Here is a 25,581-nt window from a genome sequence, read left to right as displayed (position 1 = left end):
TAGGCTGAGGACAGGCGCGGCGAATTGGTACTGGCACCCAGATTCCGGATCGCCAGCACCTAGTTTTTGTGCAGCGAGGTGGGCGGCCGGCGCAGCAAGTCGAGGCGCGTGGTGGCGCCCAGCTTGCCGAGCAGGGTTGAAACGTGGTGTTCGATGGTGCGTTCGGAACGGCACAGGCGCTGGGCGATTTCAAGGTTGCTGAGGCCATCGAGCAACAGTTCCAGCACCTGGGCTTCACGGCGGGTCAGGCCGCTCGGGTGCTGGCGCGCTGCTGCGTAGGGACCGCGCCGCGGCTTCGGCAGCTGGGCCTGGGCGCCGCAGGCGCGGGCGCGCTGCCGCGCCAGCGCAGCCGCCGGTGCGGCGCCGATCTGTTCCAGCAGGGCGACTGCCTTGGGCATGGCTTGCGCAGCCGCGTCGCCGGGCAGGTCGAGCAAGGCCAGCGCTGCTTCGAATGGCAGGCCCAATGCCAGCCAGGCGTCGCAGGCAGCCTGCCCATTGCCGGCCGCTTCCGCGGCGCGCGGCGGCGGTGTCCAGCCTGCCGGCCCGCCTTCCACGGCGATTGCCGCCCGGCGCCGCCAGGCGCCGACTGCCGCCAGGTCCCAGGCGTTGACGCCGGACAGGTCGAACTGGCCGATCTCGTCCAGCCAGCGCCGGCAACTGTCCAGGTCCTGCACTTGCCAGGCCGCTTCCGCAAGGGCCAGCAGCACCGGCAGCAAGCGCTGCGATTCGCCGGTGGCACGCGCCCATTGCAGCGCTTCCTGCAGGCAGCGTGCGGCATCCTGTTCGCCCTGGCGCGACAGGGTCCGCCCGAGTACCGTCAAGGCAGGCAGCCGCATCACCAGGCTCAGGTCGGGCAGGGCGAGCACCTGCCGCGCCAGCGCGGCGGCCTGGGCGAACTCACCCTTGTCGAGATGGAGCTGCGCCTGCCAGCCGGTCAGGTAGTGCACCCAGGCGTCCAGTTCATGTTCGCGATGGTAGGCGAGGCCCTCGGCCAGCAGGCGTTCGGCCAGGGCAAACTGCTTGAACACGACAGCGTATTCCACCCAGTTGCTATAGATGCGCGCCGCGTGTTCGTGCAGGTGCTGTTCCAGGGCGCATTGCAAGCCGTCGGCCAGGTCTTGCTGGCCGCCGTCGTCGCCCAGGAACAGCTTTGCGCTGCCGATATTGGTCAGCGCATGGACGCGCGTGTCATGGTCGTGCAGCGCGGTAGCCAGTTCCAGCGCCAGGCGGCCCCATTCGATGGCGGACGCCGGATGGTTCTGCAATAGCTGGTGCTGCGAACGCATGCTGTAGGCCATGGCCAGCTCTTTGCTGTTCGGCAGTTGCTCGAGCGTGCGGATCGCTTCCAGCCCGTAGCGTTCCGCTTCCTTTGCCTCGCCGCGGTACCAATGGGTGCGTGCCAGCCAGCGCAGGTTCAGGCCGACCTTGTCCGGCCGCTCCACGCTTTGCCACAGGGCGATAGCCTTTTGCCGCGCCTCGATCAGGCGCTCGTCGATGCGCAGCAGGCCCGCCTCGTAAGCCCAGTCCTCGTAAAGCTGGGCAGCTTCGCCGGTCCAGCCGACCGCGTCGACGAACTGCAGTGCGCTGGCCAGGTGGGCCGCCGCCTGCCTGTGGGCGCCCAGGCGCGCCGCCTGGCGTGCCGCGCGCGGCGCCAGTTGCAGCACCATGTGCGCATCCTGCGCTCCGGTTGCGTGATGCACGAGCCGCGCCAGTTCGACCCGCGCATGGGGCGGCGCCTGCTCGGTCAGGGCTTTGCACAGGCGTTTGTGCAGGGCGCGGGTGGCGCCGGGGCGCAGTCCGCTCAACAAGGCCTGGCGCGCCAGCTCGTGGCGGAACGACAACAGGCCGGGGCTGGCGCGCTGCAGCAGGCCGCTGTCCACGCTGCAGTCGATCGCATCGTGCCCGTCCTCGCCGAGCAGGGCTTCGAGCAGCCACTCTTCCAGTGCGACGGGGCTGACGCTGACCAGTTCCAGCACGGTGCGCACCTGTGCGTCCAGGCGCGATGTGCGGGCCCAGACCGCGTCGCGCACCGAGGCCGGCAAATGGCCGGGCGAACGGTTGCAGTCGCTCAGCAGTTCGGAAAGGAAGAAGGGATTGCCGCAAGTGACGCGGTATAGCTCGGAGGGATCGCAGCCGGCATCGCGCGCGAGAGTGGCGACCGCTTGCGGCGACAGGGGCGGGAGGTCGATGCGCTGGGTGCTGGCGGGAGGCAAGTCGCCCGCCCAGCGCCAGAAGGCATGGTCGGGCGGCAGCTCGTCGTTGCGGGCGCTGGCCAGCAGCATGGTGTGCTGGCCGCCGATGCGGCGCGCCAGGTATTTCAGCAGGTCCAGCGTGGCCTGGTCGGCCCAGTGCAGGTCCTCGCACATGACCAGCACCGGCCGCGGTTGGGCGGCAAGGTGGCCCAGCAGCATCGGCATCAGGACGTCGGGACTGGCGGCGTTGTCGATGGCCGACACCACGTCCTGGCCCAGGGCGGGCGCAAAATCGCGCAAGGGGCCCAGCACGCGCGGCGTGGACAGGTCTTCGCAAGCGCCCTGCAAGACGAAGAACTCGTCCTTCAAGGGGGCAGCAAAGGCTTGCAGCAGGGATGACTTGCCGATGCCGGCTTCACCCAGCACCAGCGCCATCCCGCCCGCACCTGAGCTAACGCGGCTGGCAAGCCGCTGCAAATCCTGCAATTGCCTTTCGCGCTCGAGCAGCATCTGGCTCTCCTCACTGCCATCATATTCCTGTCAGCGCAAAGAGATTCTCACCAATCGTAACGTGCGTCAGAACTTGTATGAAGCGGTCAGCTTGTAGGTGCGCGGATCGCCGTAGTAGGTGGTGACGGTGTTGAAGAAGCCGCCGAAGGCATAGCCGGCCACCTTGTAGCGCTTGTCCGTCAGGTTGCGGCCGTGCAGGCCGATTTGCAGGCGGCGGTCGACGCTGGTCCATACCAGGCCGGCATCCCACAGCGTGAAGCCGCCCTGGGCCAGCATCTGGTTCTGCGGCACCAGTGCATCCATCGAGGCGATGCCGGTCAGGCGCACGATCTCGGCCTGGTACACCTTGTCCTTGTAGGACAGGCTGTTGTTGAAGCTCATGTTGCCGCCACGGCCGAACAGGCTGACCGGCCATTCATAGGTCGCGCCCAGGTTGGCCGACTTTTTCGGCGTGTTCTGGAATTCCGCGCTTTGCGCCACATTGACCAGGGTGGCGCCGCTGGCCACCATCCATTCCTTGTACTCGGCATCGATGTAGCTCAGCATGCCGTTCAGCGACAGTCCATCGGTCACGCGGGCAATCGCTTCCAGTTCCAGGCCCTTGATCTTGGCCTTGCCGGCGTTGGTCAGCGTGCCGGCGAAACCGTTCACCTGGCCTTGTGCATTGAAAGTCGGGATCGAGCCCGGGATCTGGACGTTCTTGTAGTCGGTGTAGAACACCGCCGCATTGGTCTGCAGGCGGCCGCTGTTCAGCGACGATTTCAAGCCCAGTTCAACGGTATCGACTTCTTCCGGATTCACGCCCTTGCGCTTCTCCAGCGAGGCCGGGGTGTTCGGGCCGCCGGTTGCCGTCAGGTCCATCCGCGGATCGAACATGCCGCCCTTGAAGCCGCTCTGGTAGCTGCCGTACACGTTGTGTTCCGGCGACAGCTTCCAGCCAAAGCCCAGTTTCGGGGTGAACTTCCTGTCCTTGCGGTGCAAGTCACCGTTGCCGAGGTCCGTATTCGGCGCCAGCCCCACGGCGGCGGGATTGCCCAGGTTGGGCGAACCGGCCAGGCCGAGGTAGGTGCGCTTGTAGATGGCGGCTTCGCGCTCGTCATCGGTCCAGCGGCCGCCGATGCTGACGTTGAAGTTGTCGGATACGCTATAGCTGGCGTCCGCGTAGACGGCCCAGGTCCTGGAATCGATATCGTCGCGGGTCAGCAGCGACAGGCCGCCGGCCGCGTTGTACAGCACGTCGAATTCGTTGAAGGCATTGGTCTTCATGTAGAACAGGCCGGCCACGCCCTGCCATTTGGCGCCGGTGTAGGTGAGCTGGAATTCCTGGCTGTCCTGCTTGTCGCTGTAGATGGCGGGCGCTTCCCACAGCGGCGCGTTCAGGGAATCGAAGTCGATCGGGGCGTAGGACCTGGACGAACGGTGCGCGGTGACCGACTTGAACATGGTTTCCGCATTGATGTTGTAGTCGATGGTCAGCGAGGCGCCCTTGGTGGTCACCTGCTGCTCATGGCCATTCACCTTGTACAGGTTGGCGCGCGTGTCATAGGCGCCTTCCAGCGGCGGTTCGTTGCCCGGCGGCGGGCCATTCAGCAGGCGGTAGCCTTGCTTTGGCTCGGAATCGTCTTTGGTGTAATCCGCCGCGAGACGGATGAACAGGTCGCTGTTCGGCACTAGTTCCGCGCTGATGCGGGCGGCATTAACGTCCTTGTTATAGTTCTCGCGGCCGTTGATCACATTCTTGCCGAAGCCATCGCGATTGAAGGTGCCAACCGTGCCGCCAATGCGCAGGATGTCGCTGACCGGGGTGCTGCCTTTCAGGACCAGGTCGCGCTGGCTGTAGTTGCCAAGCGCCCCCTTGATTTCGAAAGTCGGGTTAGGGGACAGCTTGCGGGTCACATACTTGACTGCGCCGCCGATGGTGTTGCGGCCGTACAGCGTGCCTTGCGGGCCGCGCAGCACTTCGATGCGTTCCAGGTCGTAGATGTCGGTCAGGGCGCCTTGCGGGCGGGCCAGGTAGACGTCGTCCAGGTAGATGCCGACGCCTTGCTCGTAACCGGCAACAGGATCTTGCTGGCCGATGCCGCGAATGAAGGCGGTGAGGGTGGTGTTTGTGCCGCGCGAAGCCTTGAGCGTGGTATTGGGCACGATGTCGGTCAGGGCGGTGATGTCGGGCAGCGCTTTCTTGTCGAGTTGGGCGCCGGACAGCGCGGTCACGGCTCCCGGCACGTCCTGGATCAGCTCTTCGCGCTTGCGGGCGGTAACGATCACCCGGTCCATCCCGCCTTCGGCCTTCTCACCGCCGGCGCTTTGCGCCAAGGCCGGGTGGGAATAAATGGCGGGAAGCGTCATCATCACGGCTGCTGCCGAGCGTCGCAGCATGAAATTGTGTTTCGACACGCGCATCAAAGTCTCCTCAGGTTTTGTTATGCGAGGAGTGTGCATGTTTTGCCAACTGTGCGAAACTGACAGGGTTGCACTCACGTTGTGCAATTTTGCACAGAATCGCCAGTTGTGATATTTCAAATTCAAAAAGAACTAATCCGTCCTGATATAGCTGCGTCGCGGCGGCCTGGCTGCTTGCTATCCTCTGCCGAAAAACGCATCCTGGAGGGACGATGGCGGCAACAAATGAAACCCGGCGCAAGGTGTTCCTTGGCTTGTTGGGCAGTGCCGCGGGCATGGCACTCGGCGGTGGCGCCGGGGCCCGCGCGATGGTCGACCAGGCCACCAGGGTATTCCGCCTTGATGGCGGCGGCGTCACCTATGCGTTTGGCATCAATGCCGGCGGGCAGGTGCAATCGCTGTATTGGGGCGCTGCGCTTGCTGCCAGCGACAGTCTTCCTGCGGCAGTTCCGGTCGAAGCCAATTCGTCGAACGAGATGGCGCCTGGCCTGACGCCATACGAGTTTGCGGGATTTGGTGGCGGCTTGACAACGGAGCCGGCATTGAAGGTCCGCTTCCCCGACGGCGTGCGCGACCTCGACCTGCGCTATGCCGGCCATCAGGACAAAGGAGACAGCCTTGTGCTGCAGTTGCAGGACGCGAAGCGGGCCGTCCGCGTCGCCTTGACTTACGCGATGGACGAAGCGACCGGGATCCTCGCGCGCTCCGCCGTGGTGGAAAACCGGACGGGCAACTGGATCCAGGTGGATCAAATGGCGGCTGCCTGCCTGAACCTGCCTTACAGCGACGATTACCGGTTGTACTTCCTGTCCGGCCGGTGGGCCGGGGAATTCATGCTGCAGACCCGCGCGATCACGCCGGGCGCGTTCGTGCTGGAAAGCCGCAAGGGCGTCACCTCGCACCAAATCAATCCATGGATTGCGGTGAGCCGCGCCGCAACCGGCGAAGAGTCCGGCCCGGTGTGGTTCGGAGCACTGGGCTGGAGCGGCAACTGGCGCATCAACGTCGAGATGGATGCCATGGGCGGGGTGCATGCCACTGCCGGCTACAACCCGTTCGACTTCAGCTACCGCCTTAAGCAGGGGGAGAGCTTGGCGTCGCCGGTCTTCCATGCCGGCTTTTCCAACGAGGGATTTGGCGGGGCTTCGCGCGTATTCCATCGCTACCAGCGAGAAAAGGTCTTGCCGCACGCGCCAAGGCCACGCCTGCGGCCAGTCCTTTACAACTCGTGGGAAGCGACCTTCTTTGACGTGAATGAAGCAGGGCAGGTGGCGCTGGCCGAAAAAGCGGCCAGCATCGGCGTCGAGCGTTTTGTGGTAGACGATGGCTGGTTTGGTGCGCGCGACAGCGACAAGGCCGGGCTTGGGGATTGGGTGGTCAACCTGAAGAAGTTTCCCAGTGGCCTGGGGCCGCTGATCAAGCGCGTGAATGGCCTGGGCATGCAGTTCGGGCTCTGGGTCGAGCCGGAAATGGTGAATCCGGACAGCGATCTGTATCGCGCCCATCCCGACTGGGTCATCAATTTCCCCGGCCGGCAGCGCTCCGAGGCCCGTAACCAGCTGGTGCTTAACCTGGCGAGGAAGGACGTCTGCGAACACTTGCTGAAGGTGCTGGATGCACTGCTCTCCAGCCACAATATCGAATACCTGAAATGGGACCATAACCGCGCCTGGTCGGAACCCGGCTGGCCGGAAGTGGCGCCGGACGACCAGCAGCGGCTTTACGTGGCCTACGTCGACAACCTGTACAAGCTGCTGGCCGGGCTGCGCCGCCGGCATCCGAAGCTTGAGATCGAATCCTGCGCCAGCGGCGGCGGCCGGGTCGACCTGGGCATCATGAAGCTCACCGAACAGGTCTGGACCTCGGACAATACCGATCCGTACGACCGCCTCGTCATCCAGGACGGATACAGCCATGCCTATGCTCCTGCCGCGATGATGGCATGGGTGACGGATTCGCCGAACTTCGTGAACAAGCGCGTGACTTCGCTGGAGTACCGCTTCCTGTCGGCCATGCAGGGCGGGCTTGGTATCGGCGCCAACCTCAATCACTGGCAGGACGAGGATTTCGCCAAGGCCCGGCGCCTGGTCGAAGCATACAAGCAGGTTCGCGCGACGATCCAGCTTGGGAACCTCTATCGCCTGGTATCGCCGGGGAACGGCTCGCCGCGCTCGGCCACGCTCTCCGTGTCGCATGACCGCAAACAGGCCGTGCTGTTCGCCTTCCTGCACTCCAGCATGTTGCGTTCTGCGCAAAAGACGATCCAGCTGCGCGGACTGGACGCCAGCGCCGTCTACTCGCTGCGCCCGATCGCCGGCTCCGCGGCGGCAGGAACCGTTGCCAAGGCAAGCGGCGCCTACTGGATGGGACATGGATTGAAGGTAGCGCTTGAGGGCGATTTCCAGGCTGCTGCGTTCGTGCTGGAGGCCGTGTCCTAAGCGGGGCTGCGCTTGAGGCTCGCCTGGTAACGGCGAGCCTCTTGCCAGAAAGCCCTTGCGACCGGCGAAAGCCGGCTCTCATCGAGGCAGGCCAGCCCAATGCGCCTGGATGCGCCAGGAACGATGGGGCGCAGGACCACGCCTTCATAGTATTGCGGAAGCGCCAGCCTTGCCAGTATCGAGATGCCTTTCCCGCTCGCGACCAGTTCAAGGATGGACATGAGCTGAACCAGTTCGTAACTGGTTTGCGGGCGCAAGCCGTTCTTTTCAAACAGTCTCGTGACCAGGGCTTGCGAACCTGCGCGCGTCAGGATGAATGGCTCGCTCGTCATCGCCTTGAGCGGCACGGTTTCCAGCCGCGCCAGGGGATGCCTGGAAGGCAGGACTGCTACCAGTTCGTCGACGGCCAGGGTTTGCGTATCGAAGTCCCGTTTGGGAAGCGTGAGCGCGGCCAGCTCCAGGCGACGTTCGACCAGGTCCTGCGAGGTTTGCTCGTCAGGCTTTTCCGTGACAACGACCTCCACGCCGGGATAGCGCGCCTTGAAGCGCTCCAGTAGCGGCGGCAGGACCCTGATCGTTGCGCTGGCCCCGAAGGAACCCAGGCGCAGCAGCCCTGTCCTGAGCTCCGCCCCAGCCAGCGCCGTTGCCTGCGCCAGCTGGAGTGAAGCGAAGACGTCGCGTACGTGGGGCAAGACTTGTTCGCCGGTATAGGTAAGTGCCATGCCAGGCGCATTACGGTCGACCAGCTCGGTGCCGAGCGCAGTTTCCAGCGCGCGCAGTGCATGGCTGGTGGCCGAGGGCGACATGCCAAGCTTGGCGCCGGCGCCGGCGATGCCGTCCGAGGACACGAGCGCCAGAAGCAATTCGAGTTGACGAAGTGTAGGAGAGGGCATTGGCCGGTATTGAAATCAAATTCAATTGTGGATGAATTTGATGAAGAATACGATAAGCCACTGTTCGCAACAACACTTGTTTTCGCAATGAGCACTATCCTGGTATCGCTTTGGCCGCTGTTTTTACTGATCGTGGCTGGCTACTATTTGAAGCAAGCAGGTTTTCCCGGTGAGGGCTTCTGGCCGGGCGCAGAACGCTTCAACTATTTCATCCTGTTTCCCGCCCTGCTGTTTGGCAGCCTGGCGGCTGCGCCATTGGACAACCCGGCCTTGCCCCGGCTGCTCGCGGCGACGATGCTGGCCTTGTTGGCATGCGGCGCGGGATTGCTGTTTTTCCGAGCGCTGAAAGGCTGGCCTGCCGCGCGTTTTGGCGTCATGTTGCAAGGTATCCTGAGGTTCAACACCTACCTTGGCCTGGCAACCGTCGGCAGCTTGTATGGCAAGCAAGGCATGCTGCTGGCGAGTGTCCTGCTTGCCTTGCTGGTGCCTACCGTGAATGTGTTGTCCGTCCTGGCCCTGTCGGCCGACAGTGGCGTGAACCTCAAGTCGCTCGCCGTTGCCCTTGCAAAGAATCCATTGATCCTGTCCTGCTTGGCCGGAGTGTGCCTGAATCTCACCGGATTGCACCTGGATTGGGGCGCGGATCGCCTGCTGGCATTGCTGTCCGGTTCCAGCCTGCCCCTCGGCCTCTTGTGCGTGGGAGCCGCTTTGAAGCCCAGCGAGCTGCGCGGCCAGCTCGCCGCAATGGTTTCAAACAGCGCGGCGCGGCTGTTGCTGGTTCCGCTGGTGGCCTGGCTGAGCGCGCGCTTGCTCAAGCTGACCGGCACCGAGACGGCAATCATGGTGCTGTTCTTTGCCTTGCCAACGGCGCCAACTTCCTATGTACTGACGCGGCAAATGGGCGGAGACGGCCATCTCATGGCCGGCATCATCTCGCTGCAAACCCTGTTGTCCGCAATCAGCCTGCTGGCGATATTGGCGCTTGCCACATGACGCGCTTATACCAGGGCTGGCCCGGTTCCAGGGCCTGGTAGGCGCCAGCAAGCGGCTCGTCCGGGGCAATCTCCCGGTCGAGGCCAAGGGTGCCGAAGGGAACCAGGCTGTCGTGGAATAGCTGCAGCACGCGCTGGCGCAGCAGGGGGCCGAAGTCGGGCAGGGCGCGCTGGCAGGCGATCAGGTTGAATTCGTTGAACGAGGCGTCCGTGACAAGGTTGTACTGGGCCCAGGTGATGTGGCTGCGCAGCGATGGCGCCAGCATCGCGCGTCCTCCCTGCACGTTGAAGTAATTGGCCAGCCGCCCCTTTCCGCCGGCCTGCTGGTAGCTTTCCTGCGCCCCTTCGAGCTCACCTTCCGGCAGCCAGGCCGATGCCGCTTCGTCCAGCATCTCGTCGCTGGCGACGGTGGCATAAATTTCGGCGTGGGACAGCAGGCCCATTTCGGCCAGTATGATGGCCAGCGTCCAGGCCTGGCCCGCGCCGGCGCAATCGGCCAGCCAGACGCGGGGCAGGGCGGCGCCGCGCAGGGAATGCTCGGCGGCCTCGCGCAGCATGAGCGCTTCCGCAGGATTGTCGAACAGCGCCGCGGGCGGCACGTGCAGGGCGCGCAGCAGGGCGCTGGACGTTGCCGGATCGTGCAGGACCTGGTCCTGCACCTGCGACAGCGTAGCCAGGCCGCACTGCTGCATGAAGGCGAGCACCTTTTGCTTCAGCGGCGCGCGCTCGTGCAAGCGGAAATCGAAACCGAAGCGGCGCACCAGCGCTTCCAGCAGCAGCTCCAGTTCGAGTTCTTCCAGCTCCGGCGCCGTGTTGCTGCGCAGTTCTCCGTTGGCGCCCATCAGTGCAGCCAGACCCGCATCAGCGACAGCAGCTGCGCCACATCGACCGGCTTGGTGATGTAGTCCGAAGCGCCGGCAGCAATGCACTTGTCGCGGTCCCCCTTCATTGCCTTCGCCGTCAGCGTGATGATCGGCAGCGAGCGGAATTTGGGGATGCGGCGGATGGCGCGCATGGTGTCGTAGCCGTCCATTTCCGGCATCATGATGTCCATCAGGACGATCTCGATGCTTGGATCTCGTTCCAGCACTTCGATGCCGTCGCGCCCATTCTCGGCGAAGGAAACCAGCATCTGCTGGCGCTCCAGCAGCGACGACAGGGCAAAGATGTTGCGCAGGTCGTCGTCGACGATCAGCACCTTGCGCCCCGCCAGGCCGGCATCGGCAGCATGCACTTCCTCCAGCATGCGGCGCTGGGCTTCCGGCAGGTTGGCCTGCGAACGGTGCAGGAACAGGGCGGTTTCGTCGAGCAGTCGCTCCGGCGAACGGGCGTCCTTGATGACGATGGTCTTGGCGTAGCGCTTCAGCTTTGCCACTTCCTTGCGGTTCAATTCCTTGGCGGTGTTGATCACGATCGGCAGATCGCGCAGGCGCTGGTCCTTGCCGATCAGGTCCAGCAGCTCGAAACCGCTGATGTCGGGCAGCGTCAGGTCCAGCACCATGCAGTCGAAGTGCGAGGCATGCAGCGCAGCCAGGGCGTCCTGGCCGGTGCCGACGGCCGTGATGTCGACGTCGGTGTCGCCGATCAGCTTGACGATGGCATCGCGCTGGTTTTCCTCGTCATCCACCACCAGCAGGTTGCGCTTGCCGCCGATCAGGAAGCGCTGGATACGCATGAACTCCTCGTTCAGGTCCTCCTTGCTTACCGGCTTGTTCAGGTAGGAGATGGCGCCGGAGCGCAGCGCACGCTCGCGTTCGCGCAGGCTGGACATCACATGCACCGGGATATGGCGGGTGCTCGGGTCGCGTTTCAGGCGCTCCAGCACGGTGAAGCCATCGATGTCCGGCAGGTCCAGGTCAAGCAGGATGGCGGAAGGCAGGTAGTCGCGCGCCAGGCTCAGGGCCCAGTCGCCCTGGTGGGTCACGATGCCCTTGAAGTTCTTTTCGCGCGCGAAGTCCAGCACCACCTTGGCAAAGCGCTCGTCATCCTCGACGATCAGCACTGATGGATCGCCCGGAGTGGTCAGGCCCCGGTCGTCAATGGTCGAACCGTAGATTTGCTCGTCCGGCTCGACTTCCTGCTGTTGCTGCGGCTGCGCGTACACAACGGCCGGCGTTGCCACGATCGGCGTGGAGGTTGCTGCCGGCGCGGGCAGGCGCGGCATGGCCGGCTGGCGTGCCGTTTCGTAGTACACGAAACCGGAGCGGTTATACGGCAGGAACAGCGTGAAAGTCGAACCCGCGCCCACGGTGGATTCCACCCGGATCTCGCCACCCAGCAGGCGCGCCAGTTCGCGCGAAATCGACAGGCCCAGGCCCGTGCCGCCGTATTTGCGGGCGGTGGAACCGTCAGCCTGCTGGAAGGCCTCGAAGATCAATTGCAGCTTGTCGGCTGCGATGCCGACGCCGGTGTCGCTGACCGAGAAGGCCAGCACGGCGTCGGCATTGCCCAGGTTCGGATGGTCGGCGCTCCAGCCGCTTTGCACCAGCGCGATGCCCAGCGATACCTGGCCGTGGTTGGTGAACTTGAAGGCGTTGGACAGCAGGTTTTTCAGCACTTGCTGCAGGCGCGTGGTATCGGTCATCAGGGAGGCCGGGAGGTTGCCGCCAAGTTCCACGGTGAAGCCCAGGTGCTTGGCCTCCGCCATGTGGCGGAAGGTGCGCTCCACATAGCTGCGCAGGTTGGCGAAGCGGTACTCCGACACATCCAGCGTCACGGTACCGGATTCGATCTTCGACAGGTCCAGGATGTCGTTAATCAAGGTAAGCAAGTCGGAGCCGGAGCCGTGGATGGTCTTTGCGAACTCCACCTGCTTGCCGGACAGGTTGCCCTCCGGGTTGTCGCCCAGTTGCTGCGCCAGGATCAGCAGCGAATTCAAAGGCGTGCGCAGCTCGTGCGACATATTCGCCAGAAACTCGGACTTGTACTTGGACGACAGGGCCAGCTGGGTCGCCTTTTCTTCCAGCGCCAGTTTCGCCTGTTCCACCTCGCGGTTCTTGCGCTCCACCTCGATGTTCTGTTCGGACAGCAGGCGGGCCTTTTCCGCGAGTTCCTGGTTGGTCTGTTGCAGCTCCTGCGCCAGCGACTGCGACTGGGTCAGCAGCGATTCGGTCCGGCTGTTTGCCTCGATGGTATTCAGCACCACGCCGATCGACTCCATCAGCTGGTCGAGGAAGGACAGGTGGGTTTCGGTGAAGCGGTCCAGCGAAGCGATCTCGATCACCGCCTTCACCTGCTGCTCGAACAGGATAGGCAGCACCACGATATTGGTCGGCGGCGCCGCGCCCAGGCCCGAGCTCACCACGATGTAATCGCGCGGCACATCGGTCAGCCAGATGCGCACTTTCTCCAGCGCGCACTGGCCCACCAGGCCTTCGCCCGGCAGGAAGGAAGTCGGCAGCTTGCGCGAAGAGCGGTAGCCGTAGCTGGCGATCATGCGCAGGCGGGCGTCGGCCAGTTGCGAGTCCATCATGTAGAACACGCCGTGGTGGGCCGACACCAGCGGCGCCAGCTCGGACAGGATCAGCTTTGTCACCGCCTGCAGGTCGCGCTGGCCCTGCAGCAGGCGGGTGAAGCGCGCCAGGTTGGTTTTCAGCCAGTCCTGCTGCGCATTCTTCTGCGTGGTTTCCTTCAGGTTGCGGATCATCTCGTTGATGTTGTCCTTCAGGTAGGACACCTCGCCGCGCGCTTCCACCTGGATGGAACGGGACAAGTCGCCGCGCGTCACGGCGGTTGCCACTTCCGCAATGGCGCGCACCTGGTTGGTCAGGTTGGCCGCAAGCTGGTTCACGTTCTCGGTCAAGTCCTTCCACGTACCGGCCACGCCGGACACGTTGGCCTGGCCGCCCAGCTTGCCCTCGGTGCCCACCTCGCGCGCCACGCGGGTCACTTCCGACGCGAAGGAAGACAGCTGGTCCACCATCACGTTGATGGTGTCTTTCAGCTCAAGGATCTCGCCCTTCACGTCCACGGTAATTTTCTTCGACAGGTCGCCGCGCGCCACGGCGGTGGTCACCGCCGCGATATTACGCACCTGGCCCGTCAGGTTCGACGCCATGAAGTTCACGTTGTCGGTCAAGTCCTTCCAGGTGCCGCCCACGCCCGGCACATAAGCCTGGCCGCCCAGCTTGCCCTCGGTGCCGACTTCGCGCGCCACGCGGGTCACTTCGGATGCGAAGGAGGAAAGCTGGTCCACCATCACGTTGATGGTGTTTTTCAGTTCCAGGATCTCGCCCTTCACGTCCACGGTAATCTTCTTGGACAGGTCGCCGTTCGCCACCGCGGTCGTCACCTCCGCGATGTTACGCACCTGGCCCGTCAGGTTGGACGCCATGAAGTTCACGTTGTCGGTCAAGTCCTTCCAGGTGCCGCCGACACCGGACACGTTAGCCTGGCCGCCCAGCTTGCCCTCGGTACCCACCTCACGCGCCACGCGGGTCACTTCCGATGCAAAGGAGTTCAACTGGTCCACCATCACGTTGATGGTGTTCTTCAGTTCCAGGATCTCGCCCTTCACGTCCACGGTAATCTTCTTGGACAAGTCGCCGTTCGCCACGGCGGTCGTCACCTCCGCGATATTACGCACCTGGGAAGTCAGGTTGCCCGCCATCGAGTTCACCGAGTCGGTCAAGTCTTTCCAGGTGCCGGCCACGCCTTTCACCTGCGCCTGCCCGCCCAGCTTGCCCTCGGTACCCACTTCGCGCGCCACGCGGGTCACCTCGGAAGCGAAGGAGGAAAGCTGGTCCACCATCACGTTGATGGTGTTTTTCAGTTCCAGGATCTCGCCCTTCACGTCCACGGTAATCTTCTTGGACAGGTCGCCGTTCGCCACCGCGGTCGTCACCGCCGCGATGTTGCGCACCTGGCCCGTCAGGTTGGACGCCATGAAGTTCACGTTATCTGTCAAATCCTTCCAGGTGCCGCCCACGCCCGGCACGTAAGCCTGGCCGCCCAGCTTGCCCTCGGTACCCACCTCACGCGCCACGCGGGTCACTTCGGACGCGAAGGAACGCAGCTGGTCCACCATCACGTTGATGGTGTCCTTCAGCTGCAGGATCTCGCCGCGCACGTCCACCGTAATCTTCTTGGACAGGTCGCCGTTCGCCACGGCGGTCGTCACCTCCGCGATATTGCGCACCTGGGAGGTCAGGTTGCCCGCCATCGAGTTCACGGAGTCGGTCAAGTCCTTCCAGGTGCCGGCCACGCCTTTCACCTGCGCCTGGCCGCCCAGTTTGCCCTCGGTACCGACCTCCCGCGCCACGCGGGTCACCTCGGAAGAGAAGGACGTCAACTGCTCCACCATGGTATTCGCGGTCATGGCCGCGCGCAGGTACTGGCCCTTCAGCGGATGGCCGTCCACCTCCAGCGCCATGGTTTGCGACAGGTCGCCCTTCGCCACAGCGCCGATCACGCGCGCCATTTCAGTGGTCGGGCGGACCAGGTCATCAATCAGCGTATTGACCGCGCTGATGATGGTCGCCCAGCCGCCCGAGACATGGACGGTTGCCCGCTGCGTCAGGCGGCCTTCGCGGCCCACCACGCGGCTAACCTCGGTCACCGACTTCACCATTCGTTCATTGGTTTCGATGATGTCGTTGAGGGTATCGGCGATCTTGCCCGAGACGCCGGTCCAATCGGAGGGTAAGCGCGCGGAAAAATCGCCTTTTTTCAGGGCCATCAGGGTGGACAGGATGAGCTTGAGGTCCAACTCTTCCGGCAGTTCGGTCATGTCGTTCATTCGACGCTACCTCAGGTATGAAGGTGGAATGCGGGGGGAAGGCTTAATGTCACTCCGGCAGGGGGCGACAGTCAAGTACAAACGTGACAAAAAGCTTCACTTTGTCAACTATGCAACGCGCCGGGAAACATTTTACTAAGCATAACCACGTGCAATTTTCCAACGCGCACGATTGGGCGGCGAAATTCGGGGGCAAAATTCGGGGTCAGGTCTGTCATTTGGACAGCCAGCACGCACCTTTGATTTTTCTCAATACGTCCGTTCGAACGCGTTGATTGCGCGACTGACCGTTTTGACAGAAACTCGTGCATACCGGGCAATCTCTGGCATTGAATAGGCGAGGGAGCGGTAGGCGCGGGCCATCGCTTCCTTGGGATCCCGGTATGTAGCGAAGTATTGTTGCAAGGGCCCTGCAAGTGCGCGCCGTTGGGTCCGCTTTAGCTCCATCAAGTTGCCTTCCGCGCGACTACCCACAACGCGGGCGCAGAATTCTTCGTCTCCAAGCATGAGCTGATTGGAGACAGTAGCAAGGGGACTGGGTCCCCCAATGCCAGCGGCAACGAATTCCTTGTAGGCTTGCCGCGCATCATGCTTATTGCTATTGAAATGTGCGAGCAGAGCTTCGGAGCGCAGCCAAACCGGTCCGTCAACCACACCCATAGTTGCGTTATAGCTGCTCCAAAGCCAATAAGATGGGCATTGCACCATGTTCGCGCGCACCGGGTTGAGTTCGATGTACCGCGCCACTTCCTTCATGTACAGCTCGCGTTGGCAGAGGATCGCCTTGAAGCGTCCCTGAAACACGTGCCCGACAAGCCCGTGAGCGCGGTTGAAGTACTGCGAGTAGCTTCCGTTCAGGTGTCGCATGCCGCGCGAGAGATGCCCGTCAACGGTCTCAAGCAGGAGATGAAAGTGATTGCCCATTTGGCAGTAAGCCAGCACGCCAAAATTGAAGCGGTCACAGGTCTCGCCTAATAGCGTAAGCCAGGTCAGCCGATCACTATCAGACCGAAAAATGCGGTCTTTGCGGTCTCCGCGTGCCGTGACGTGGTACAGCGCGTCGCTGAGTTCGATTCTGAGTGGCCGGTTCATGGAAAGAGCATATGCCGCTTTCCATTACCCATAATTGCGATGGCGCAATAGAGTGAAGAACACCCGCCAGCGGACATTTCGAGGCGGGTGTTTTGATATTGATCAAAGGTGTGTAGCGACTGTCCAAATGACAGACCTGACCCCGAATTTATTTCAACTGCTTGAGGAGGAAGGCATAGGTCAATGCCCACATCTGGGCTTGCTGGTCGTTGTTGGCGGCGCCGGCGTGGCCGCCTTCGGTGTTTTCCCAGTACAGCACGTCGTGACCCTGGTCTTTCATCTTGGCCACCATCTTGCGCGCGTGGCCGGGATGGACACGGTCGTCGCGGGTGGAGGTGGTGAACAGGACGCGCGGATAGTGCTTGTCCTTGAATACGTTCTGGTACGGGGAGTATTGGCTGATATAGGCCCACTGCGCCGGGTCGTCGGGGTCGCCATATTCACCCATCCAGGAGGCGCCGGCCAGCAGCTTGCTGTAACGCTGCATGTCCAGCAGCGGCACCTGGCAGACGACGGCGTTGAACAGGTCGGGGCGCTGGGTCAGCGCGGCGCCGACCAGCAGGCCGCCATTGCTGCCGCCCATGATGCCGAGGTGGCGCGGGCTGCTGATCTTGCGCTTGATGACGTCTTGTGCGACGGCGATGAAGTCGTCGAAGGCGCGCTGGCGGTGTTCCTTCAGCGCGGCCTGGTGCCAGCGCGGGCCGAATTCACCGCCGCCGCGGATGTTGGCCAGCACGTAAGCACCGCCTTGCTTGAGCCATGCTTCGCCGGTGGTGCCGCTGTAGAAGGGCTTCATCGATACTTCAAAGCCGCCGTAGCCGTACATGACCGTGGGATTCTTTCCGTTCAGCCTGGCCTTCTTGTTCATCAGGACGAAATACGGCACCTTGGTGCCGTCCTTCGATATGGCCATGTGCTGCTGCACTGTGTAGGGCTTGGCGTCGAAGTAGGCGGGCAGGGACTTCAGCGAAGTCCGTTCGTCGTTGCCGGCGTGGGCCAGGTGCATCGTGGTCGGGGTCAGGAAGTCCGTCACCGTCAGGAAGTATTGGTCCGATTCGATCGGGTCGAGCGCCTGCACCGCCAGCGTGCCAAAAGCTGGTGCGTCGACCTCGCGCCGTTGCCATTTGCCGTCCACGTGGCGCATTTCGATCAGGCGGTTTTTTACGTTATCGAGCACGTTGAGCAGCATGGCCGAACGGGTGGCGGAAACGCCGTCGAGCGAGCTGCTTGGCGTGGGCGTGAACAGGACTTCAAACCGCCGTTCGCCGGCCATGAAGCGCTTGAAGTCGGCCGCCAGCAGCGAGCCTTGCTTGTAGGTGGCGCCGTTGACGGTCCAGTCGGAGCGCAAGTCGATGATCAACTGGTCGCGCACAGTGTAGGCGTTGGCGTCTTCCGGCTTGTCGATCTTGACCAGTTTGCCGCCCTCGCGCACATATAGTTCGCTGGCGTAAAAGCCGATCTGGCGGTTGATGAACTGGTAGCTATGGCCGGGGGTGAAGTCCTTGTAGGCGCCAACGCCAAGGTCTTCCGTCTTGGCTTCATACAGCGTGAGCGCGGTTTCCAGCGGGGTGCCGCGCTTCCATTCCTTGACGATGCGCGGGTAGCCGGAAGTGGTCATGCTGCCTTCGCCGAAGTCGGTCGAGACGAAGATGGTGTCGGCGTCGATCCAGCCGATATCGCTTTTCGCTTCGGGCAGGTTGAAACCTTCTCTCACGAAGCGGCGCGTGGCAACGTCGAATTCGCGCACCACGTGTGCATCGCCGCCGCCGCGCGATAGCTGCACCAGGCATTGTTCGCCTTTCGGGTACAGGCAGGAGACGCCGTGCCATACCCAGTTTTCGTTTTCATCGGCGGCCAGCTTGTCGATGTCGAGCACGGTCTCCCATTGCGGCTCGGCCTTCTGATATTGCTCCAGCGTGGTGCGGCGCCAGATGCCGCGCGTGTGCTGTGCGTCGCGCCAGAAGTTGTAGTAGTAGCCGCCGTGTTTGGTGACGTAGGGGATGCGCTCTTTGGAATTGAGGATGGTCTTCAGGCGTTCGTGGATGCCGGGATAATCGGGCTGCGCCTGCAGTTCGTTCAGGGCGACGGCATTTTGCTCCTTGACCCAGGCCAGCGCCTTGTCGCCGCCGACGTCTTCCAGCCAAAGGTAGGGATCTGCTTTCTGCGCGTGCGCGCCGCCGGCAGCCGCCAGCCCCAGTACTACTCCAGACGCCATTTTTCGATACGAAGGCATTGCTGCTCCTGTTTCTTGGAATCCGATTACTCTACACTAATCGTTTTTTTCTGGAGACCGAATTGAAGAAGTCCATTGTCACTGCTGCCCAGGGAGTGCCCGCGGTTGCGTCACACGCCGCCGCGCCAGAGGTCAAGGTCGTGCAGGAGGAAGGGTTTGTCGACTTTGAGTTTCCGGTACAAAAAGTTGAACAGCTCAAGGATGGAACGCGTTGCGTAGTGGTGCTGGGCAGCCTGGATGGGCAGCCGCTCGGCTTTGCCGTCGAGTTCCACCCGAACTGGGAGGCCAGGCAGCTCGATGGCTCGGAGCAGTGGGTGTATTGGGGGAGCGGTCGCTTTGTAAGCACGGGCGGCGATACCGACCGGTTTGTTGCTGCGCTGGCGCGGCTGTATGGACTGGATGCAGCCGGCCGGCAGGCAAAAGCGAGCGTCGAGGCTGAAGTGGTGGGCCTGGGCAGCGACCCGGCGCTGATGCACACTGCCCCGACCAGGATGAAGTTCTTCTTCCAGGGCGATGGTTCGGAAGCCCAGTACAGCGAAGTCTTCATTCATGCCGACTTGCCGAGGGGCGTCCTGCGGTTCGAAGAAAAAGACCTGGATTACCGGACGCCCCTGGTCGGCAACCTGGCGCAATAATCAGAGCTGGCGGGCTTCAAAGGTATTGCACTGGGCGATTTCGCCCGATTCGATGCCGCGGTTGAACCAGCGCACGCGCTGTGCCGAGCTGCCGTGGGTGAAGGAGTCAGGCATCACTTCGCCGCCTGCCTGCTTTTGCAGCGCGTCGTCGCCGATGGCGGTGGCGGCGTTCAGCGCTGCTTCCACGTCGCCTTTTTCGATGATGCTGCGCGCGCGGTTGGCGTGGTAGGCCCAGACGCCGGCGAAGCAGTCGGCCTGCAGTTCCAGCCGCACCGACAGGGCATTGGCCTGGCGTTCGGAGGCATTGCGCTGGGCGTTATGCACCTTGTCGCTCAGGCCCATCAGGTTCTGTACGTGGTGGCCGACTTCGTGTGCCACGACGTAGGCCTGCGCGAATTCGCCAGGGGCGCGGAAGCGCTGCTCCAGCAGGCGGAAGAAGTCGAGGTCGATGTAGATGTCCTGGTCGCCCGGGCAGTAGAAGGGCCCGGTGGCCGAGCGTCCGGTGCCGCAGGCGGTCTGGATCGCGCCGGTGAAGACCTTCATCTTGGGCATCTGGTAGGTGCCGCCGTTGCGGCGGAACAGGTCCGTCCAGACGTCTTCCGTGTCGGCCAGCACGACCTTCATCAATTTGTATTCGCGGTCGTTGGCTTCGGTACGCGGGCGATGTTGCTGCTGCTGGCTTACCTGGGCCGGGCCACCGCCGCCGCTCAACAGGCCAAGGATGGTCATGGGGTTGACGCCCAACACCCAGCCGCCTATCAGCGCAACGACGATTGTGCCGATACCGATCGATCGGCCGCCGAAACCGAAGCCGCCGCCTCCGCCGCCATCGCCACGGTGATCTTCGACGTTATCGCTTTCCCGGTTACCTTCCCAACGCATTTTTTAACTCCTTGTTTATTTTCGCTAAGTGTAACGCATTGGTGCGCGGGGCAGGCGCACGTAGAATGCCGGGAATGAAGATTGAACGCAAAACGATGGCCCTGGCGCTGGCCGCTGTGATGGTCTTGGCAACTGTGGCGGGCGGCGGCTGGTACTACCTGCGGTTAAAGGAGCGCGGCAGCGTGCCGTGTGCGCAGCAGCCGCCGTCCCAATTCAGCCACTATTGCCTGGCGCAGTCGCAGGCGGCAGCCGATCAGGGCGACCGGGCCGCGATGGCGGCCCTGGTGGAATATTTCGACAAGCGCCAGCCGGCTGAAGCAATCCGCTGGACGCGGGCGGCGGCGAAACTGGGCGAGCCGCGTGCAATCGGGCGGGTGCTGTCTGCATGCGGTGCGGCGGGGCCGTACTCGGTCGAGGAGGCGCAGGCTTTGCTGCCGGCGGCGCCGATGCTGGAAGCATTGAACTTCCGTCTCGGTGGAGCGTGCGCGCCGGCGGATGTGGGGGCTGCGCGCGCCATCGAGCCGGCGCAATTGCTGGCGGTGCAGGACGGCGCTGGCTTGTGCAAGGTAGCGGTGCGCTATGGTTTGCTGCGCCTGTCGCCCGATGGGGCAGCACTGGATTCGCAGGGGGCGCAGCACCTGCTGGCTGAGTGCGAGCGCCGCCAGCAGGTGCCGGCCGCCGCCCGCAAGGAGGCGGAGATGGTGCGGCAGATGCTGGCGCGCGAGATCAATCCGGTCCGTATCAGCGTTGATTGACCCAGACCGGAGCTGACCACAGCTGCTTGCCGTCGTCCTGCGTGATGCGGGCGTAGTAGAAGTGTGGGCCGGGTAGCGGTGTAAAGTTGTGCAGCATGGCGCTCACGCCGGGCAGGGGCTGGACCGCGCCACGACGGCCCGGCACGCCCTCCAGGATCTCGAGCGCCGCGACGCTGCGTCCGGCCGTGCTGGCGTAACGCACTTGCAGTGCGAGCGGGCCACTGTTGTCCATCTGGCTGCCCATCATGTTGTCGTTGGCAGTCAGGGCGATGGCGGCCTGCTTGTCCATCGTCGCGAACACACGGCGGGCGCGGATGGCCTCGAGCAGCGCGTCGACGCTCGGCATCGTACCGGCGGGAAGCAGGATGCCGGTGCGATTGCTGTACGAGGCGCCCCAGTTGGCGCAATGGTTGTCCTGGTCGCTGCTGAACGCAAGGCGGTAGCCGGCTTCCAGCAACTTGCCGCAGGCTTCTTCGTAGAAGCTGTGGCGTGGTTCTCCTTCGTCGAGGCGTTTCGAGAAAGCGTTGCTGTTCATGACTTCGCACAGGGCCATGACGGCGCCGCCATCTTCGCTGAAGGCCAGCGCTTTGCCCTTGATCGGGAACTGGCCGGCACCCGGGTGGTTGAACTGGCCGAGCCAGCCTTGCTGCTTCATCAGCGTGTACAAGGCGGCGTAATCGTTCTTTGGCGTGACCACGTCGGCAAAGGGTTGGCCGCTGGCGCTGCGCTCCCAGCCCAGCAGTGCAGGACTGTTCAGGATATTGAGGTGGCCGCCGCCGCTGATGACGCCCCATTCCATGCCGTACATCGCGACAAATCCCGGGTGCCGGGCGCTGTACTGTTCGGCGCTGGCGATGCCGATACGGTACAGCTGGCGGGCGGCCAGCGGGTCGGCATCGGGATCGCTGCCTTCGCTGCCATCGTACATATGATTGTGTTCCGACGTGAGCAGGAATTGCAGGCCGTGCTGCCGGGCGAAGTGGTAGGCGTCTTCGGGGCCGAACGCGCCTGTGCGGGGCGCCTGGGCGCCGCGGCAGCTGGCGGGATCGCCGCCGCCGTCGCTATGGTTGGTCTGGCTGTGCAGGTTTCCATAGACGATGTCGAAGGCCAGGCCGTCGAAATGCGGCGGCCCGGCGCTGTCCATTGCCGCCGCCGTGGCGGCCTGCAACGGCGCCGGCCGGCCAATTGCGATCGGGCGCTGCTGGCGGATCGGGCCGGCCTGCAGTCGCAGCGTGTAAATGCCGGCGGGGAGGGCGGCCGGCGCGCGCCAGTTCACCGTGGCCCGGCCACTATCTCCACGCAAGACGTGGCGTCCGCGCCACTGCCGGACCAGGCCGCCGCCGGGCCGGTACAGCGCCAACGTCCAGTTCACGTTGCGCGCCGCATTTGCACCGGGAAGTGTAAAGTGCACTATGAAAGTCCGGCTCGCGCCCGGTGCGGCGGGCCGGAAGGCGGCCTCCAGCATGGCATCGAATTCGCGGTGTTCCAATACTGGCGCGGGTGGCTGAGCCTGCGCACGGGGCGGAGCGGCGCTGGCGGGTGCGGCAAGGCCAAGGCCGGCAAAATGCATGCAGGCTAGGAAATTCCGGCAAGCCCGGGATGCCGGTAAGATGTGGAATCCATTTTTCATGATGAGCCCTCCTGTCGAGCTTTGGACCAGGGGGAGTTGAATTGGTTCCGTTCAGGGCTGCTTTAATAGTATGCTGCTCAAATGCAAGACTTTTCTCAATGGATGAGGCGGAGGTGGCGTGGCCTGGGCGGCGGGCGGGCCCTCCTATGGTTGCTCGGCCTGTCGCTGGCATCCGCCGTTGGCGCGACCTTGTATGCCATCACTTCCCATACGGTGGAGGATGAGGCGCAGCTGCGCTTTGACAATCTGAACCGCGCCACCCAGTACAGTATTTCGGCGCGCGTGAAGGCCTATTCGGACGTGGTGCGCGGCCTGGTGGCGCTGTTCCAGACCACCGACCATGTCACCCGGCTGCAATTCCGGCAGTACGTGACGACCCTGAACATCGGCAAGCACTACCCGGCACTCGAGGCCATCAACTATGCGCCGAACGTGCCACATGCGGAGCGCGAGGCCTTCGTCGCTGCGGTGCGGGCCGATACCAGCCTGACGCCCGGCGGTTATCCGAAATTCGACATCAAGCCGCCGGGCAAGCGGGAACAGTATGCGCCGCTGACTTACCTGGAGCCGATGGGCCTGATGATGGAAAAGTTTGGCGTCGACATCATTGCCAATCCAGCCATCGACCGTGCCATGCAGCTGTCGCGCGACACGGGCGAGATCAGCGCGTCGGGCCAGCCGGTGCTGCTCAAGCAGCCGGTACCCCATATCGGGCTGGGCATGCGCCTGCCCGTCTACAAGCGCGGCATGCCGGTGGATGATGTGAGCAGCCGCCGCGCCAATTTCATCGGCACGGTCGGCATCGGCTTTTCGGTTTCCAAGCTGATCCAGGGGGCGATCGACGAGATGGCGGACCGCCAGGTGCACATGATCCTGTACTCGGACGCTTCCACCGATCCCGAAAAACGCAACCTCACCATCGAACCTGATGACCGGCTGCTGTTCAACGATAACGGTTCGATCGACAAGCCTGCTGCATTGCCGGGCGATCCCGGCGACTATTTCATTTCCGTGTTGCCGATCGATTTCAACGGCAGCCTGTGGAAAGCCCAGTTCTACGCGCGCAAGGATGCGATGATCGTCGGCTTCGACCGCTGGATACCCTACCTGGCCCTGGTCACGGGTTTTTCCGGAACGCTGCTGGTCTACGGCTACCTGTTCACCATGTATTCGCAGCGCCGCAATGCGCTGGAGCAGCGCCGCCTGCTGGATAGCGTGCTCGATAACGTCGAGGCGCACGTCTACATGAAGGACCAGGACCGCCGCTATGTCTACGTCAACGCCAAGATGGCGGAGGTGATCGGCTTGCCGGTCGAGGACATCATCGGCCGCCTGGATATCGAAGTCATGCGCAAGCGCGAGGCCGACGACGCCTGGCAGGAGGACCACGTGGTCCTGACCGATCGCCAGAAACGCTCGGGCGAGGCGAGCTACACCGACCGCCACGGCGTGGTGCACCACCTGTGGACGGTGAAGGCTCCGGTGCGGCTGGAGAAGGATGTGACGGTGGTGATTGCGCTGTCCACCGACGTCACCGAATTGCATATGCTGAAAGAACAGGCGCGCGCGGCCAACCAGGCCAAGAGCGATTTCCTGTCCAATATGAGCCACGAGATCCGCACGCCGATGAATTCCGTGATCGGCATGGCGCACCTGGCCTTGAAGGGCGCCACCAATCCGAAGCAGAAGGATTACCTGCAAAAGATTTACCACTCCGGCCAGCACCTGCTGGGCATCATCAACGACATCCTCGACTTCTCCAAGATCGAAGCCGGCAAACTGGACCTGGAAGTGCTGGACTTTGCGCTGGAGTCCCTGCTGACCAATATCTCGGGCCAGCTGGGCGAGGCGGCCAGCCGCAAAGGCCTGGAGCTGGTGTTCGAGATCTGGCCGGGACTGTCGCACCAGTTGCGCGGCGACCCGCTGCGCCTGGAGCAGGTGCTGTTGAACTTCACCAGCAATGCCATCAAGTTCTCTGAAAACAGCAAGATCTACATCCGCGCGCGGCCGGTCGAGGACCGCGACAACTACACCGTAGTGCGCTTCGAAGTGCAGGACAACGGCATCGGCATGACGCCGGCCCAGGTCTCGAGCCTGTTCCAGTCCTTCCACCAGGGCGACACGTCGACTACCCGCAAGTACGGCGGCACCGGCCTGGGCCTGGTGATCAGCAAGCAGCTGGCGGAGCTGATGGACGGCACGGTGGGCGTGGAAAGCGAGCCAGGCAAGGGTTCGACCTTCTGGTTCACGGCCAAGCTGCAGAAGGGGACGCACCTGCTGCAGGCCACCGACTCCAACGCGCTGCAGCCGGACATGCTGGCGCCCATCCACGGCGCCTCGATCCTGCTGGTCGAAGACAACATCTTCAGCCAGCAGGTCGGGCAGGAGCTGCTGGAGGACGCCGGCGCCACGGTGGTGGTGGCCAACAACGGCAAGGAAGCCATCGACCTGCTGTTGAAAGAGCACTTCGACTGCGTGCTGATGGACGTGCAGATGCCGGTGATGGACGGTTACGAGGCCACCCGCATCATCCGCGCCCATCCCAAGCTGTCCGGCACCCTGATCATCGCCATGACGGCCAACGCGGGCCGCGAGGACCAGGCGCGCTGCCTGGCTGCCGGCATGGACGAATTCGTCACCAAGCCGATTGCGCCGACCCTGCTGTTCTCGGTGCTGTCCAAGTGGATGAGCCAGCGCGCAGCCGAAGGGCGCATGGCGCAGGTGCGCAGCACCACGACGCCTGGCCAGCCGCAGCCGGCGCCTGCGCCTGCGCCGGTGCCTGAACCTGCCGCCGAGCAGGAGCCTGGCAATGGCGGCGAATCGGAGCTGTTCGACCTGCGCGCCCTGGCCCAGACTTTCGGCAACAAGCCTGAAAAGATGCGCAAGTACGCCAATATGTTCATCGACTCGGCGCAGGAAGGCTTGCGCGAAGTGCAGGTTGCGCTGGAGGCGGGCGATATCGTGCGCTTGTCGGAGCTGGGCCACCGCATCAAGTCTTCCGCGCGGGCGGTGGGCGCCATGAGTTTTGCGGACCTGTGCCTGGCGCTGGAAAAAATGGTGCCGGCCGACGGCATCGACCGTGCCCGCGCCATCGTCAGCCAGATGCAGCCTTTGCTGGATCGCCTGCGCGAGCATATTGCCCAGGAAATGAACGCCAATATTCCCGGATAGCCGACTTTGCGGCGATAA

Annotated in this window: 14 protein-coding genes; 5 read left to right on the top strand and 9 right to left on the bottom strand. The window is 63.5% G+C overall.

Annotated features, from left to right (window positions below; translation table 11 throughout):
* Positions 1-59: 59 nt before the first annotated feature.
* Entirely contained in the window at positions 60-2,702 is a 2,643-nt protein-coding gene (locus ACN9M3_RS19270) for an ATP-binding protein (RefSeq protein WP_426162123.1), read from the bottom strand.
* A gap of 66 nt (positions 2,703-2,768) precedes the next feature.
* Positions 2,769-5,105 carry a TonB-dependent receptor gene (locus ACN9M3_RS19265; protein ID WP_426318335.1) on the bottom strand — a complete coding sequence of 779 codons (2,337 nt, stop codon included), beginning with the start codon at positions 5,103-5,105 and terminating at the stop codon, positions 2,769-2,771.
* A 212-nt stretch (positions 5,106-5,317) separates the two neighbouring features.
* Between ACN9M3_RS19265 and ACN9M3_RS19260 the strand changes: the two genes are divergently transcribed.
* Complete coding sequence (locus ACN9M3_RS19260; RefSeq protein WP_426318334.1) at positions 5,318-7,543, top strand: alpha-galactosidase; 2,226 nt, start codon at positions 5,318-5,320, stop codon at positions 7,541-7,543.
* Here ACN9M3_RS19260 and ACN9M3_RS19255 read toward each other — a convergent pair.
* Positions 7,540-8,436 (bottom strand): LysR substrate-binding domain-containing protein, encoded by an 897-nt coding sequence (locus ACN9M3_RS19255; RefSeq protein WP_426318333.1) that lies wholly within the window; start codon positions 8,434-8,436, stop codon positions 7,540-7,542. The genes ACN9M3_RS19260 and ACN9M3_RS19255 overlap by 4 nt on opposite strands.
* An 87-nt stretch (positions 8,437-8,523) precedes the next feature.
* On the opposite strand from ACN9M3_RS19255, the gene ACN9M3_RS19250 reads away from it, so the two are divergent.
* On the top strand, positions 8,524-9,429 hold the full coding sequence (locus ACN9M3_RS19250) for an AEC family transporter (RefSeq protein WP_426318332.1): 906 nt from the start codon (positions 8,524-8,526) through the stop codon (positions 9,427-9,429).
* Here ACN9M3_RS19250 and ACN9M3_RS19245 read toward each other — a convergent pair.
* The 4 genes from ACN9M3_RS19245 to ACN9M3_RS19230 form a co-directional block, all read right to left on the bottom strand.
* Positions 9,395-10,270 (bottom strand): CheR family methyltransferase, encoded by an 876-nt coding sequence (locus ACN9M3_RS19245; protein WP_426318331.1) that lies wholly within the window; start codon positions 10,268-10,270, stop codon positions 9,395-9,397. The two genes, ACN9M3_RS19250 and ACN9M3_RS19245, sit on opposite strands and share 35 nt — an antisense overlap.
* Positions 10,270-15,165, bottom strand: coding sequence for a HAMP domain-containing protein (locus tag ACN9M3_RS19240; RefSeq protein WP_426162117.1), 4,896 nt, complete (start codon positions 15,163-15,165; stop codon positions 10,270-10,272). Before ACN9M3_RS19240 ends, ACN9M3_RS19245 begins: the two co-directional genes overlap by 1 nt.
* Before the next feature lie 249 nt (positions 15,166-15,414).
* On the bottom strand, positions 15,415-16,257 hold the full coding sequence (locus tag ACN9M3_RS19235) for a transposase (RefSeq protein ID WP_426318330.1): 843 nt from the start codon (positions 16,255-16,257) through the stop codon (positions 15,415-15,417).
* Between the two features lie 148 nt (positions 16,258-16,405).
* Entirely contained in the window at positions 16,406-18,490 is a 2,085-nt protein-coding gene (locus ACN9M3_RS19230) for a prolyl oligopeptidase family serine peptidase (RefSeq protein WP_426318329.1), read from the bottom strand.
* A 62-nt stretch (positions 18,491-18,552) separates the two neighbouring features.
* On the opposite strand from ACN9M3_RS19230, the gene ACN9M3_RS19225 reads away from it, so the two are divergent.
* The gene (locus ACN9M3_RS19225) at positions 18,553-19,125 is read left to right on the top strand and encodes a hypothetical protein (RefSeq protein WP_426162113.1); all 573 of its coding nucleotides are present in this window, start codon (positions 18,553-18,555) and stop codon (positions 19,123-19,125) included.
* On the opposite strand, the gene ypfJ is transcribed toward ACN9M3_RS19225, so the two are convergent.
* Entirely contained in the window at positions 19,126-20,007 is an 882-nt protein-coding gene (gene ypfJ, locus ACN9M3_RS19220; protein ID WP_426162112.1) for a KPN_02809 family neutral zinc metallopeptidase, read from the bottom strand.
* Between the two features lie 74 nt (positions 20,008-20,081).
* On the opposite strand from ypfJ, the gene ACN9M3_RS19215 reads away from it, so the two are divergent.
* A complete protein-coding gene (locus ACN9M3_RS19215) occupies positions 20,082-20,762 on the top strand; it encodes a hypothetical protein (protein WP_426162111.1) in 681 nt (226 codons plus the stop codon).
* Here ACN9M3_RS19215 and ACN9M3_RS19210 read toward each other — a convergent pair.
* Positions 20,749-22,251 carry a CehA/McbA family metallohydrolase gene (locus tag ACN9M3_RS19210; RefSeq protein WP_426162110.1) on the bottom strand — a complete coding sequence of 501 codons (1,503 nt, stop codon included), beginning with the start codon at positions 22,249-22,251 and terminating at the stop codon, positions 20,749-20,751. The genes ACN9M3_RS19215 and ACN9M3_RS19210 overlap by 14 nt on opposite strands.
* Before the next feature lie 222 nt (positions 22,252-22,473).
* On the opposite strand from ACN9M3_RS19210, the gene ACN9M3_RS19205 reads away from it, so the two are divergent.
* On the top strand, positions 22,474-25,563 hold the full coding sequence (locus tag ACN9M3_RS19205) for a CHASE domain-containing protein (RefSeq protein WP_426318328.1): 3,090 nt from the start codon (positions 22,474-22,476) through the stop codon (positions 25,561-25,563).
* Positions 25,564-25,581: the final 18 nt, after the last annotated feature.

Origin of the sequence: Pseudoduganella sp. R-43, assembly GCF_049913255.1 — a bacterium.
Taxonomy (GTDB): domain Bacteria; phylum Pseudomonadota; class Gammaproteobacteria; order Burkholderiales; family Burkholderiaceae_D; genus Rugamonas.
The sequence above is the reverse complement of the archived record's forward strand: the minus strand, read 5'-3'. Positions and strand labels throughout refer to the sequence as shown.